Here is a 12,803-nt window from a genome sequence, read left to right on the forward strand (position 1 = left end):
GGTCAGAGCTTCATCGCATAGTGCACCTGGCGGGCAACTTCCTCAAAACCGCAGCTCGGATAAAGGTGCTGGCCGATGGCATTTGAGGCCATTGTTTCAATCTGCGCCAGCTTCATGCCCTCGTCACGCATGTAATCCAGGGCGTGCTGGATCAGGCGGCGCCCAAGCCCCAGTCCCCGGGCGCTTTCCACCACGGCGATGTTGGGGATGCGGCCCCGTTGATTCACCCGGTCCAGCCGGGTGGTGATATAGCCGAGGATCTCGCTGCCTCGCTCAGCCACGAAACACCCCTCCGGGCACTGCGCCACGTCGTCGTCAATGTGGCTCGCCTTTCTCACCTTCCAGTCGCGTTCATTCCAAAGTCCAAATTTGTGCTCCAGCATCTGCTCCAAGGCGACACTGCCAAAGGACGCCACGGTAATCTGGCGCAATTGCGCCAGATCCTTGTCCTGATACGGGCGGATGTGAAGGGGGGATTCGTCCATGTTTGCGGGGGTTGAATTGTGAATAGAAATATGGTAAACAACATCTCTAGATAAGTATCAATCGTTCAAATGGCACGACTCTTGCGAAACAGGTGTTCGGTTGGCGACGTTGATAACAGTAATAATTCAGGGTTGCGAACATCTTAGCTTATATCATTCTTCTGGCCCATGCTTCTTTTTAGCCGGACTTCTAAAAAATCCCGATTCAATGACCGCCTTTTCAAGGTCGTCGGGAGTGTCCTGCTGGCTGGAGCGCTCAGTCAGTGCACCTCACCGCCCAAAGGGGACGTGGTGGTCAGCGTGAAAGATCAAAAACTCGGCATCTACAGCGAGGGCAAACTCACCAAGCAGTACGTCATCTCGACCTCGAAATTCGGCCTCGGTGACCAGAAAGGCAGCAACCGGACCCCTCTGGGCCAGCATGAAGTCATCGCCAAGATCGGTCAGGGCCTGCCTGCAGGGGCGGTTCTGAAAAGCCGCCGCTGGAATGGCGAGGTGCTCAAACCCAACGCTCCTGGCCGCGACCCCATTGTCTCGCGCATTCTCTGGCTGCGTGGCATGGAAACCACCAATAAAAACGCCTTCAACCGTTTCATCTACATCCACGGCACCCCGGAAGAAAACCGTCTGGGCCACCCCGCCAGCTATGGCTGCGTGCGCATGGGCATGAAGGATGTGGTCGATCTGTTCAACACCGTGAACGTCGGTGCCAAAGTGGTCATCACCAAGGGTGGCCTGCCACCTGGCGAGAAAGAAAAGCCAGCCACCGTCGCGGACGATGTGGATGGTTCCCCTGCCCTGAATTCTCCAGCCACACTGGCCGCGCAGCCGCTCGAAATTGCGCCTATCGCACCCTCAGACGGTGAGAAAAAGCGGGCTGAAGAAAACGAAGCCAAGGCGAAGGGCAAAGTCGGCCCAGACCACGAAAAGCCCGTCCACAAATCGAAATCGTCCAAGTCAAAATCCGACACCAAAGTGGCCGGACATGCCGCCCACAAGGCAAAAGCCAAGGCCTGAACCTCGGCAGGCTCAGTCACGCACCAGTTCGAAAACTGGCATTTTTTTCAGCAACGACGGGTTTGTCTCCAGCGGCATCCTGCGCATCACCTGAAGAAGCTTGGGATCAAGCACGAGCCGTTGTTTGTGAATGCCGCTTTCAATGATCTCACTTTCACTCCACCGAGGGTTGTCACGAAATGCCGCCTGTGAAGGCCAGTAAACCCCGGTGCGCCCCACATTCACGTCGATCAATTCCACCTCGGTTTTGCCGGTCAGGTGGCACACGCCGACAACGCATCCCAGCTCCACGGCACGTGCCGAGGCGCAGCGTCCCACCCGCTCGACTCCCAAAACCGTTTCCGTGGCGCTCGGCACAAGGATCACATCCACGCCAGCCCCACGCAGCCGCGTGCTGATTTCAGGTATTTCAATGTCCAGGCAGATCACCACCGCAAAGCGCAGCCCGGCAAACTCCCAGACATGCAGTTCGGTGCCCGGTGCAAAATCCGACTCCCACGGCGTCAGGTGCAGCTTGTCCTGATGCAGAACTCGATCTTCCACCAAGATGGGCGCCCGGTTGCGCAGTTCCTGGCGATCCTCATCCCAGAACGGCACCGTGCCAAGCACAACTGCCTTGCCCGGACGGATCAGCAGTGATTTCACTGCAGGCAGCACTTCCCCCCAAAACACCTCAGCCGTCCGTTTGAGTGTTTGAGGCTCGACCAAAGGCACCAGCCCCACCCAGGCAAATTCCGGCAGCAGGACAAGGTCTGCTCCATGGTCCCAGGAGTCTTCCACACAATCCACCACCACCGCAGCAAAGGCCGCCGGCGATTTGGCGGCAGCTCTGGAATCAAATGTGCAGAGATCAATCGCTATCATGGCGCATTGTGCGCCTCATTTCCCACAGCCGCAACTGCCACCGCAGCCGGGTTTTTTCCGGCGTTTAGCGGAACGGACGATGAATAAAGTGATCGTGACAAACACGACCGCGATCGCTGCGATGGATTGCCAGTCTGCGTTCATGGTGAGAGAAAGTTAGTAGCCCAGCGCACTGCCAATCTGGAAGATCAGCAGACTTAGTACATACGCCGTTCCGGTCATGTATCCGAGCTGAAACATCGCCCATTTCCAGCTTCCCGTCTCGCGCTTCACGATAGCGATGGTGCTGACGCACTGCATGGCAAACACATAAAACACCAGCAGGCTGATGCAGACGAGCGGCGTGTAAACCGCCCGGCCGTCAGGCCGGCGCTCCGATGCCAGCTTGTCTCGCAGCGGAGTCAGGTTGTCGTCATCTCCGCTTTCCACGGCATAAACCACGCCCATCGTGGAATTGAATACCTCGCGGGCGGCAAAGCTGCCAATGAGCCCGATGCCAATCTTCCAGTCATAGCCCAGTGGAGCAATGGCGGGCTCGATCAGCTTGCCGGCCCGACCCGCAAAGCTGTTTTCAAGCTGGAGCGCTTTGTCCTCCGTATCAGTCTTCGGATAAGTCGAAGCCGCCCAGATGATGATGGAGATGCCCATGATGATCGTCCCTGCACGAACCAGAAACATCCGCGCACGCTGCCACACATGCAGCAGGATGCTCTTGATCGCGGGCATCTTATACGACGGCATTTCCAGAATCATCGGACTCGCCGCGCCTTTCATGACGCACTTGTTGAACAACCAGGCGAAGAAGAACGCACCAAACGTGCCCAGTGCATAGAGTCCCAGCATGATGCCCGCCTGGGTCAGCGCACCGACTTCCCCCACTGGAAACAGCACGCCAATCAGCAACGAATAAACCGGCAAACGCGCCGAGCAGGAGGCCAGCGGCGCAATCAAAATGGTGATCAGCCGGTCCTTGGGACTGTCGATCGTGCGCGCTGCCATCACGCCAGGAATGGCGCAGGCATACGAACTGAGAAAAGGCAGGAACGACTTGCCGTTGAGGCCCACCTTGCTCATCGCCCAGTCCATGATGAAGGCGAGACGCGACATGTAGCCCGTGTCCTCCATGATGCCGATGAAAAAGAACAGGATGAGAATCTGCGGCAGGAAGATGACCACGCCACCGACTCCGGGCACGACGCCGTTCACGATGAGATCGCGGAAATCCCCGGCAGACATCAGCCCCTCCACCCACGTGCCCAACTGGCCAAATCCGGCCTCGATCCATCCCATGGGACCCTCAGCCACCTTGAAAATGAGGAAGAACAGCAGCCCGAGCACCAGCAACAAATTCACGAATCCAAGCACCGGGTGCAGCAGGATGCGGTCAATTTTCGTGGTGATGGTTTCAATCTCCTGATCAGGCCGCTTCAAGACCTGCTCGCACAGTTTCTCGATGCCTCGGTAACGCTCAGCGACGAGTTCATCCTCCCAGCCCGGAAAGCTCGCTTCCATGCTGGCACGCAGCTCCTGGATCCGACCGATCTGCGCGTCAGCGATGCCCTCGTGCGTCGGATTGTGATCGGACAGCAAATACAGCGGCTCCAGCAGCGAAGCGCGGCTGTGAATCGCTCCCGTCTGGCACAAAGTGCTGCGGCTTTGTTCCAGTGCGACCCGCACCCCCTCAGGCAGTTTCGCACTCTGCCACTTTGGCGGTGTGAGGTCTTCACGACTCAGGGCCAGCTTGAGCTCAATCAGCCCCTGACCACTCACCGCCTGGGTTTGCACCACCACGACCCCGAGCAGTTCGGACAACTTGGCGGCATCGATGCGCCACTCGCGCTGCACCGCCACGTCGATCATGTTCAGCACCAAAATCGTCGGCAGGCCGAGTTCCAGCACCTGGCTGACCATGTAAAGATTGCGCTCCAGATTGGCCGAATCCACCACACACACCACCCGGTCCGGGCGCGGCGTCTCAGGTCGGCGGCCCAGCAAAACATCACGCAGCACGGCTTCATCCGGCGAGCGGGCATTCAGGCTGTAAGCACCCGGCAGATCTATCAGCCTCAGTTTTTTACCATGCTGGCTGTAGCACTCGCCGATCTTCTTTTCGACGGTCACCCCAGGGTAGTTCGCCACCTTTTGCTTTAACCCGGTAAGCAGGTTGAAAAGTGTGGTTTTCCCCGAGTTTGGGTTGCCCACAATGGCAATGAGTGGCGGTTCAGACGTGGCCTGGCTCATGCGGCAGCGGGGGAGATGGCGATGAATGCCGCCTCATGATTGCGCATGGAGAGATGCGAGCCGCGCACGCAGATTTCGATGGGCTCGCCCAGCGGCGCACGACGCGTCACACGGACGCGGGTTCCGGGGACAATGCCCATTTCTCGAAGCCTTGTCAGCCCCGAACGCCCGGTGGGCATGGCTTGGACGATGGCATCTGTGCCAACAGGAAGTTCAGCAAGGGTGGCGGCGTACATGAAAGTAAAACGGTCCTGCAACTGAGACTCTGTCGCAGAACGTCGATTGAGATTAACAAGAACTGCGATTCTGGCAAATGCGGACTTAATGCAGATTTTGCGCATGGTCGACATGCACGGCCGTTTGCGCCCCCTTGCCACAGGGGTTGCACCGGCTCTGAAAGCCGCTAGTCTGCGCGCCCTCGAAATTATGTGGAAAGGCCGTTTTGCTCAGGAAACCAGTGCTCTCGTTCAGCGCTATGGAGAATCCGTGTCGTTTGACTGGAGGCTCTACCCCCATGACATCGCCGGTTCCATCGCGCATTCCAAAGGCCTGCTCAAAGCGGGCATTTTGACCTCCGAGGAGCAGCAGCAGATCGAAACAGGCCTGCTGGCCATCCGCCACGAGATCGAATCAGGAAACTTTGAGTTCAAGGAGTCGCTCGAAGATGTCCACATGAACATCGAGTCGGAGCTGACCAAGCGCATCGGCCCCGCCGGTGCCAAACTCCACACCGCCCGCAGCCGGAATGACCAGGTGGCCACGGACGTGCGCCTTTACTGCCGGGCGGAAATCACCCGCATCCTCGATCTCATCTCCGCCATGCAAGCCGCTCTCGTCGAGTGCGCAGAGCGCGGCGGAGACACCGTCATGCCCGGCTACACCCACCTCCAGCGTGGCCAGCCCGTCCTCTTCGCCCATCATCTCCTGGCCTACGTGGAAATGCTGTCCCGTGACTTTGACCGCCTCACGGACTGCCGCAAACGCCTCAATGTCATGCCCCTCGGCTCCGGCGCCCTGGCCGGTAGCACCATCATCATCGACCGCGAATTCGTGGCTCAGCAGCTTGGCTTCGCCTCGGTGACGCAAAATTCCATGGATGCCGTCAGCGACCGTGATTTCGTCGCCGAACTCCTCTTCGCCATCTCCCTCCTGGGCGTCCACCTTTCCCGTCTGAGCGAAGACGTGATCCTCTGGGCCAGCGCCGAGTTTGGCTTCGTCACCCTCAGCGATGCCCACACCACCGGCTCGTCCTTGATGCCGCAGAAAAAGAACCCGGATGTCGCCGAACTCACCCGTGGCAAGTCCGCGCGCCTGATCGGCAATCTCATGAGCCTCCTCACCCTGCTCAAAGGTCTGCCGATGACTTACAATCGTGACCTGCAGGAGGACAAGGAACCCCTGTTTGACTCCATCGACACCATCCATATCGCCCTCCAAGTGTTCACCGAGATGATCACCGGCATGGACGTGAACCGCGCCAAAACAACCGCCGCAGCAAGCGATCCCATGCTCTTGGCCACCGATCTGGCCGACTACCTCGTGAATCATGGCGTCCCCTTCCGTCAGGCCCACGAAGTCATCGGCAAACTCGTGGCCTACTCCATCGAGCAGCAGCGCGCCTTTGGCGACATGACGCTGGAGGAATTCCAGCGCTTCTCCCCGGCCTTCGCCGCCGATGTGACCGCCTGCTTGAACCTGGAAACCGCCATGGCCGCTCGCAAGGGCATCGGTGCCCCTTCGCCGCAGAATGTGAAAGCGCAGCTGGCCCGCTGGCGCAAAGCCTTGACCCCTGAGTGACCGGCATGCAGATCCCGGATTTTGAAATCTACACACCTGGGGCCGAGTCGGGCTGGCAGAAGACCCGCAGCGAGGCGCTGTTTGCCAATCCGCACGTCGGTGTCGAAAAATCCTTTTTCACAACCCCCAGCCGCAAGTCCGAAGTCCCTTGGATGGTGGTGAAACGCAAGGCCGCCGTGGCCATCGCTCCCGTTTTGGAGGACGGCCGTTTCGTCATGGTTCATCAGGAGCGCCTGCCTGTGATGCAGACCATGTGGGAATTTCCCGCCGGTCAGATCGACACCGCCGTGACGCGTGAGTCCATCATCCACACCATTCAGAATGAACTGCGTGAGGAGTGCGGCTGCGCCCTCCACCCGGATCTGGGCACGCTCCAGCCCCTGGGCTGGTATTTTCCTTCGCAAGGTTTTACCGACGAGATCGTTTATCTGTTTACGGCGAAGCCCGTGTGTGTCGTCAGCCGTCCTGAACCGGACGGAAGCGAGCACATCAGCGACGTGCGGTTTGTTAGCGCGGGAGAACTGCGTGGGATGATTGCTGCCAATGTGATCACCAACGCCCTGACGCTGGCTCTCTACGCGCGGATCGCGGCCCAAGGACTGCCGTAGTCCTGCGCATCCGTAACTCCCCTTCCCCCCTCTCATTCCCATGTGGTCCGGCATCCTTCAAAAAGTCTTCAAAGTTCGCGAAAAAGTCGCCATGAACCTCAGCGGCAAAGGCGATGAGGAAAAACCGTTTCTCGAGCACCTCGAAGATCTGCGCACGATGATTGTGCGCATCGTGATGACCTTGATCATCTCCACGATCGGCACCTTCGTTTTTTATCAGGAGCTCTTCGCCGCCATCTTGTATCCTCTGGTGCTGGCCGGCTTTGCCAAAAACATCGACGAAGCCCGGAAAATCCTGATCAACACCGATGTAGCAGGCCCCTTCATGATGGCGGTAAATGTATCCCTCATCGCAGCGGTGATCATTTCCTTCCCTCTGCTGCTGATCTTTCTGCTGCAGTTCATCCTGCCGGGTCTGAAACCGAATGAGAAAAAATTGGTCTTCCCGGCCATTGCCATTGGCACAGGGCTGTTTCTCTCGGGGGCGGCTTTCTCCTACTGGGTGGTGCTGCCCAAGGCATTGCAGTTCTTCGCCGAATTTGCCAAGTCCGTTGGTGCCATACAGATGTGGACTTTGAGCGAGTTCATCACCTTCACCACTCGTTTCATTCTTGTCTTCGGCATCTCCTTCGAGCTGCCGGTGATCGTCATGGCCTTGGTGAAGCTCGACATCCTGAACTACAAGATCATGAAGTCCACCTGGCGGCACGCCATCGTGGCCATCACGCTGTTTGCAGCCATCATCACTCCGACGCCGGATGTGTTCACGCTGATGCTGATGTCGGGCCCCCTTTACTTTCTCTACGCCATCTGTGTGTGGCTGGCCTACACCATGGAGAAAAAGGACCGTGCCGCCTACCCTGAGTACTACGCAGACATCGACAAAGACGCAAAAGAGCTGGAGCAGTCCGCCAACGACGACTGGGACAACGAGAACTACAATCCATGGTCCTCAGGCGACGACGATGAAGATGACAAGGACGACTACCAGTCTCCTGCCGCCAAACCGTCCGCCCCGCCTCCCGAGGTCGAAAAACCTGACGTGGAAAACCTTGGTGAAGACCAAAGCTCGAAGATGCCTGATGAAGATCCGGCAGACCTTCCGCCCCGGGAAATGACGCTGGAGGAACTCGCCCGTGAGGATGAGAAACGCTCCAGTGAGCCGCCCAAGGATTCATAACACCCGGCTGACTCAGTGAATCAACATGCGGAGACACAGGCCAACAGCCTGTGTCTCTTCAGCGTTCGGAGCCGCCACCACTAACGCCGTGTCTGTTCAGCGTTCGGGAGCGCCTTCACAATCGATCACCAGCAGACAAGGAGCATCAGACTGAATGTCGAGCCTTCGCACAAGCAGGCGTGCGAGGTAGGACTTCCCCCATTCGGTTTCCCGGTTCATGAATCGCCCCAGCGGTGTGTCACGCTCCACACACGCCACGAAATGCGGCTCGCTTCCTGCCGACACCTGCACATCAAAGGTGATGTATCGCGGCCTCAGTTCCGCGGCAATATCCAGTCCATGGCTGGGCCGCAGGCCCACGTGAAACCACGCAGCCTCCCCCGCCGGTTGCTTCAGAAAGGTGGCCAGCGCCTCCGCATGCGTTTCATGCAGCAGCGGCCAGCTGATGCGGCGCTTTCCATCAGCTCCCGTCTCCAGACGAATCAGGGCACCATTGGCACACACCGAAGTCACCAGCTTGAACAGCGGCACCGGCTGGCCGCCCGGCAGCGTCTGCGGCATGCCAGGAATGCGTGAAAGCAGCCTCAATTCCGTCTTTTTGTCACCCACGGCACCAAACTGCGCTTCGATTTCCGCGCTGTATTTGGCGGCATCATGGATGCACGCAGCCCGGCGTTCAGCGCTGTCAGCGGCAAAAAATTCCGTGATCAATTGTTTGGCGTCCGCTGTCACAGCCCCCACATCCGGAGCAGGTATCACAGCACGGGCGATCTGCGTTTGGGGCACCACCGGATCAATCCTCACGACTGTTTTGACGGGTGGTGGAGTCACGTCAACACTAGGTTTGACCACGGGTACGTTGACGCTGTCCCACCACAACCAGAGCGCGCCTCCGCACACAACGCTAAATGCCAGCAGGATGAACGCGCCGCGCCATGGTGACCTGCGCAAGTGCGGCGGTGTCTTGAATTCCTCCGACGGGGGTGGCGGTGCCCCCGTGGGCATCAGCGCTTGTGAAGGTTGCAACGTCTGGCGCGCCGTGAAGTTCGCAGGTGCCTGAATCGGCGGCTGGGGTGGCCATGCCGCTGGCTGAAAGAGGGCGCGGATTTCCTGCTGCGGCGCAGCAGGCATGCTTGGCAGCGGCTGCTGCTGGGACACACGCCGCCGCACCTGTGCCACTCCCGCCACTTGGGCCTGCGTGCCGAAGTAGCTGCGCAGTGCATTATGCGCACAATGCGGGCACTGCACCATGCCCTCCATGCTTTGCTGCATGGAGAGAAATGCCTGGCCGCAGGCCGGGCAGATCAGACAGGCTGTGGTGCCGGGATTCATCATGCGCAAAAAACTTAACGCATGAGCGGCTTCTTGCGCGACTTGATTCCAGCAATCCGCCACAACAGCGGCACGGACACAGAACTTTCTGGCGCAGACAGCTGCATGCGGTAGATTTTCCCTTCGCATGAGTCGCCCTAATGATGATCTGAAACCCATCCCCCGCCATATCGCCATGATCATGGACGGCAACGGTCGTTGGGCGAAAGAGCGTGGTCTGCCGCGCACCGAAGGGCACCGTGCCGGAGCCGAGACCGTGCGCCGGGTGGTCGAAGGTTGCAGCGAGATCGGTGTCGAATTCCTCACCCTCTACGCCTTCTCTTCAGAAAACTGGAAGCGCCCCAAACGTGAAGTCGAGGCGCTGATGAAGCTGCTGGAGATCTTTTTGCGCGGTGAACTGCCGCTCATGATGAAGCAAAATGTCCGGCTCCAGTCCATCGGACGCCTGCATGACCTCCCCCAATCCTGCCAGAACGAGCTCCACCGCTGTATCGAAGCGACGGCTCAGAACACCGGGCTAACGCTGATTCTGGCCCTCAGCTACGGAGGGCGTGAAGAGATCATCGACGGCGTGAAAAGCCTCCTGCAGAGCGTGGAGAGCGGCCACCTCGACAAAGCCATGATCGATGTCGAAATGTTCGGCAAGCATCTCTACACCCGCTACTATCCAGATCCTGACCTCCTCATCCGGACTTCGGGCGAAATGCGGCTCTCAAATTTCCTGCTCTGGCAGGTCAGCTACACCGAATTTTACATCACGGAAAAGCTCTGGCCGGACTTCTCCAAAGAAGACCTGAAAACCGCCATCCGTGCCTTTCACCAGCGCCACCGCCGCTTCGGCGGCGTATGACGAATGTTGACCTCCCCCCCAATTGCTGCGATAACGCAGTTCCAACCCAAATAAACGCTCTAATGCCAGAAAACCCGGACACCCACCTTGTCATCGTGGATCCAGATGCCGACTTCCTCGCATGGGCTGCCGCCCATCTGAAAGCACCGGGCGTTTCCATCAGCACCTTTGAGCGGGGCGAAGACGCCTTGGCCTCATACGTCAAAAAGCGGGCAGACCTGCTGCTCTCGGAGGTTCGCCTCAACGGCACCACCGGCATCGAACTGCTCAAACGCCTGCGCCAGACCGATCCGCAGTCGATGGTCATCCTGTTCAGCGGCACCGCCACCACCAGCCACGTCATCGAAGCCATGCGCCTCGGTGCCTACGATGTGCTGGGCAAAGAACGCCTGCCCTACGAACTTCGCACCGTTGTCGAAAGCGCCCTCACCTCCATCGAGGCCCGCAAGGCCACCCGCGCACAAGCCGCCGAGGTGCCCACCGAATCCATTCAGGAAACCATCATCGGTCGCTCCGCGCCCATGCAGGAGGTGTTCAAGCTCATCGGCCGCGTCTCCCGCTCAGACGCCCCCGTCATGATCACAGGAGAAAGCGGCTGCGGCAAGGAACTCGTCGCAGGCGCCATCCACAAGTTCAGCCCGCGTGCCCAAAAGGAATTCGTCGCCATCAACGTCACCGCCATTCCTGACAACCTGCTCGAAAGCGAAATCTTCGGCCATGAAAAAGGCTCTTTCACCGGTGCCGTGAACCAGCGTGTCGGTCGCTTTGAACAGTGCGATGGTGGCACCCTCTTCCTCGACGAAATCGGCGATATGCCGCTCGCCGTGCAGAGCAAACTGCTGCGCGTGCTCCAGGAAGGCCAGTACTCCCGCGTCGGCAGCAACCAAACGCTCAAGACCGACGTTCGCGTCCTCGCCGCCACCAACAAAAATCTCGAAGACGAAGTCGCCAAGGGCAATTTCCGTGAGGACTTGTTCTACCGCCTTAACGTCGTTCGCATCCACATTCCGCCGCTCCGTGAGCGCCGCGAAGACGTGCGCCTCCTGGCCGAGTTCTTCCTCCACCGCCTCTCGGCACGCCGCCGTGGGCCCCAGATGCGCTTCACCGATGATGCGCTCGACATGCTTGACGCCTACGACTGGCCCGGCAATGTGCGTGAACTGGAAAACACCATCCAGCGCGCCTGCGCCCTCTGCAATTCAGACGTGCTCCTGCCTTCCGACATCCCCCTCGGCAGCAAAGGCGCACGTCACATGGATCCGTCGAGCACCGTCACCCGCATGCGCGATGCCTTGAGCATGCTCGTCAGCGTGGCGGAAAAGACCCCTGACATCGAGCTGCTTCCTTGGGTGGAGCGCGAGCTCTCCCGCCTGGCTTACCGTCATTTCAGCGAAGATGCCGACCGCACGGCCAAATTCCTCGGCATCGACAGCTCGGTGCTTCAAAGCCACCTCAGCGCTCCCGCTGTCAAAAAGGCTGCGATTGAAAGCCAGCTCAGTGCTCCCCCTCCCGTCAAAAAGGCCAAGAAGGCAAGTTGAGCTTTGATTTGATTCCCGCGAAAATCGGTCATCCCAGTTCACTCGTTAGACGCGGCATCGCCATCACGTTAACCCATTCCCTCTATGCTCAAACAACTCACACTCACCGCCCTTGCGGCCCTTGCATTCACCTCCGCCCAGGCCGCAGATGACGGCTGGATCTCCATGTTCAATGGCAAGGATCTCAGCGGCTGGAAATCCAACGAAGAAGTCCCTGGCGTCTTCACCGTCGAAAACGGCGAACTCAAGGTCAGCGGCGGACGCTCCCACCTCTTCTACGTCGGCCCGAACGGTGAAGCCAAGTTTCAGAGCTTCGAACTGAAACTCAAGGTCAAGACCACCCCCGGCTCCAACAGCGGCGTGTATTTCCACACCCAGTATCAGGAGAAAGGCTGGCCGGACAAAGGCTTCGAGTGCCAGGTCAACAGCACCCACACCGACCCCAAGAAAACCGGCAGCCTCTACGGTGTCATCAACATCCTTGCCCTCCTCGACGGCCAGAAGGAACCCGAAGGCGGCAAGCACATCAAAGTCCCCCTGGCTCCAAGCACGGACGGCGAATGGTTTGACTACAACATCAAGGTCGAAGGCAAGCACATCACCCTCTCCGTCAACGGCAAGACCACCGTCGACTTCATCGAACCCGAAGGCTGGGATCCCGCCAAGGAACTGAAAAACATGCCCGGCCGCAAGCTCAGCGAAGGCACCATCGCCATCCAGGGCCACGACCCCAAGAGCACCACATTTTACAAGGACATCTTCATCAAACCGATTCCTTAATCGGATATAAAACAGTTTTGCTAATACAGCGGGCGCCTTGACCAGACGCCCGTTTTTTTGTATTCGGCATGCCCAGCGCAGGTAGGGCCGGGCTGTCCTCAGCCCGCCATC

Annotated in this window: 13 protein-coding genes; 7 read left to right on the top strand and 6 right to left on the bottom strand. The window is 58.9% G+C overall.

Going from position 1 to position 12,803, the window contains the following annotated elements; translation table 11 throughout:
• Nucleotides 1-2 precede the first annotated feature (2 nt).
• Nucleotides 3-485: a GNAT family N-acetyltransferase gene (locus AC24GY_RS19010; RefSeq protein WP_422320661.1), complete on the bottom strand. Its 483-nt coding sequence runs from the start codon at nucleotides 483-485 to the stop codon at nucleotides 3-5.
• Nucleotides 486-653: 168 nt separating this feature from the next.
• Between AC24GY_RS19010 and AC24GY_RS19015 the strand changes: the two genes are divergently transcribed.
• Nucleotides 654-1,502 (top strand): L,D-transpeptidase, encoded by an 849-nt coding sequence (locus tag AC24GY_RS19015; RefSeq protein WP_422320660.1) that lies wholly within the window; start codon nucleotides 654-656, stop codon nucleotides 1,500-1,502.
• Between the two features lie 12 nt (nucleotides 1,503-1,514).
• Here the strand turns inward: AC24GY_RS19015 and AC24GY_RS19020 are convergent, their stop codons facing one another.
• Genes AC24GY_RS19020 through AC24GY_RS19035 form a run of 4 tightly spaced genes read right to left on the bottom strand, consistent with a single transcriptional unit; the run spans nucleotide 1,515 to nucleotide 4,843 of the window.
• Complete coding sequence (locus tag AC24GY_RS19020) at nucleotides 1,515-2,366, bottom strand: nitrilase-related carbon-nitrogen hydrolase (protein WP_487686416.1); 852 nt, start codon at nucleotides 2,364-2,366, stop codon at nucleotides 1,515-1,517.
• A 15-nt stretch (nucleotides 2,367-2,381) separates the two neighbouring features.
• A complete protein-coding gene (locus AC24GY_RS19025; protein ID WP_487686418.1) occupies nucleotides 2,382-2,510 on the bottom strand; it encodes a FeoB-associated Cys-rich membrane protein in 129 nt (42 codons plus the stop codon).
• Between the two features lie 12 nt (nucleotides 2,511-2,522).
• Nucleotides 2,523-4,607 carry a ferrous iron transport protein B gene (gene feoB, locus AC24GY_RS19030; protein WP_487686420.1) on the bottom strand — a complete coding sequence of 695 codons (2,085 nt, stop codon included), beginning with the start codon at nucleotides 4,605-4,607 and terminating at the stop codon, nucleotides 2,523-2,525.
• A complete protein-coding gene (locus tag AC24GY_RS19035; RefSeq protein WP_397385735.1) occupies nucleotides 4,604-4,843 on the bottom strand; it encodes a FeoA family protein in 240 nt (79 codons plus the stop codon). Before AC24GY_RS19035 ends, feoB begins: the two co-directional genes overlap by 4 nt.
• A gap of 190 nt (nucleotides 4,844-5,033) precedes the next feature.
• Here AC24GY_RS19035 and argH point away from each other — a divergent pair, with 190 nt between their 5' ends.
• The 3 genes from argH to tatC are packed head-to-tail and all read left to right on the top strand — an operon-like array spanning nucleotide 5,034 to nucleotide 8,192.
• Complete coding sequence (gene argH / locus AC24GY_RS19040; RefSeq protein WP_422320657.1) at nucleotides 5,034-6,404, top strand: argininosuccinate lyase; 1,371 nt, start codon at nucleotides 5,034-5,036, stop codon at nucleotides 6,402-6,404.
• Between the two features lie 5 nt (nucleotides 6,405-6,409).
• Nucleotides 6,410-7,012: an NUDIX hydrolase gene (locus tag AC24GY_RS19045; RefSeq protein WP_487686422.1), complete on the top strand. Its 603-nt coding sequence runs from the start codon at nucleotides 6,410-6,412 to the stop codon at nucleotides 7,010-7,012.
• Nucleotides 7,013-7,052: 40 nt separating this feature from the next.
• The gene (gene tatC / locus AC24GY_RS19050) at nucleotides 7,053-8,192 is read left to right on the top strand and encodes a twin-arginine translocase subunit TatC (RefSeq protein ID WP_487686424.1); all 1,140 of its coding nucleotides are present in this window, start codon (nucleotides 7,053-7,055) and stop codon (nucleotides 8,190-8,192) included.
• Between the two features lie 96 nt (nucleotides 8,193-8,288).
• On the opposite strand, the gene AC24GY_RS19055 is transcribed toward tatC, so the two are convergent.
• Nucleotides 8,289-9,527: a hypothetical protein gene (locus AC24GY_RS19055; RefSeq protein ID WP_487686426.1), complete on the bottom strand. Its 1,239-nt coding sequence runs from the start codon at nucleotides 9,525-9,527 to the stop codon at nucleotides 8,289-8,291.
• Nucleotides 9,528-9,651: 124 nt separating this feature from the next.
• On the opposite strand from AC24GY_RS19055, the gene uppS reads away from it, so the two are divergent.
• The 3 genes from uppS (at nucleotide 9,652) to AC24GY_RS19070 (ending at nucleotide 12,692) form a co-directional block, all read left to right on the top strand.
• On the top strand, nucleotides 9,652-10,374 hold the full coding sequence (uppS, locus tag AC24GY_RS19060) for an undecaprenyl pyrophosphate synthase (protein WP_397385417.1): 723 nt from the start codon (nucleotides 9,652-9,654) through the stop codon (nucleotides 10,372-10,374).
• 62 nt (nucleotides 10,375-10,436) lie between these two features.
• Nucleotides 10,437-11,912, top strand: coding sequence for a sigma-54-dependent transcriptional regulator (locus AC24GY_RS19065; RefSeq protein ID WP_422320653.1), 1,476 nt, complete (start codon nucleotides 10,437-10,439; stop codon nucleotides 11,910-11,912).
• An 84-nt stretch (nucleotides 11,913-11,996) separates the two neighbouring features.
• Nucleotides 11,997-12,692, top strand: a complete 696-nt coding sequence (locus AC24GY_RS19070; RefSeq protein ID WP_422320652.1) for a 3-keto-disaccharide hydrolase — start codon at nucleotides 11,997-11,999, stop codon at nucleotides 12,690-12,692.
• Nucleotides 12,693-12,803: the final 111 nt, after the last annotated feature.

The organism is Prosthecobacter sp. Pr1 (genome assembly GCF_057652315.1).

Bases quoted from the DNA above. Each gene is read 5' to 3' on its own strand.
- AC24GY_RS19020 (WP_487686416.1), bottom strand. From the start codon at position 2,366: ATGATAGCGATTGATCTCTGCACATTTGATTCCAGAGCTGCCGCCAAA.
- AC24GY_RS19045 (WP_487686422.1), top strand. From the start codon at position 6,410: ATGCAGATCCCGGATTTTGAAATCTACACACCTGGGGCCGAGTCGGGC.
- argH (WP_422320657.1), top strand. From the start codon at position 5,034: ATGTGGAAAGGCCGTTTTGCTCAGGAAACCAGTGCTCTCGTTCAGCGC.
- AC24GY_RS19025 (WP_487686418.1), bottom strand. From the start codon at position 2,510: ATGAACGCAGACTGGCAATCCATCGCAGCGATCGCGGTCGTGTTTGTC.
- AC24GY_RS19070 (WP_422320652.1), top strand. From the start codon at position 11,997: ATGCTCAAACAACTCACACTCACCGCCCTTGCGGCCCTTGCATTCACC.
- uppS (WP_397385417.1), top strand. From the start codon at position 9,652: ATGAGTCGCCCTAATGATGATCTGAAACCCATCCCCCGCCATATCGCC.
- AC24GY_RS19010 (WP_422320661.1), bottom strand. From the start codon at position 485: ATGGACGAATCCCCCCTTCACATCCGCCCGTATCAGGACAAGGATCTG.
- feoB (WP_487686420.1), bottom strand. From the start codon at position 4,607: ATGAGCCAGGCCACGTCTGAACCGCCACTCATTGCCATTGTGGGCAAC.
- tatC (WP_487686424.1), top strand. From the start codon at position 7,053: ATGTGGTCCGGCATCCTTCAAAAAGTCTTCAAAGTTCGCGAAAAAGTC.
- AC24GY_RS19015 (WP_422320660.1), top strand. From the start codon at position 654: ATGCTTCTTTTTAGCCGGACTTCTAAAAAATCCCGATTCAATGACCGC.
- AC24GY_RS19065 (WP_422320653.1), top strand. From the start codon at position 10,437: ATGCCAGAAAACCCGGACACCCACCTTGTCATCGTGGATCCAGATGCC.
- AC24GY_RS19055 (WP_487686426.1), bottom strand. From the start codon at position 9,527: ATGATGAATCCCGGCACCACAGCCTGTCTGATCTGCCCGGCCTGCGGC.
- AC24GY_RS19035 (WP_397385735.1), bottom strand. From the start codon at position 4,843: ATGTACGCCGCCACCCTTGCTGAACTTCCTGTTGGCACAGATGCCATC.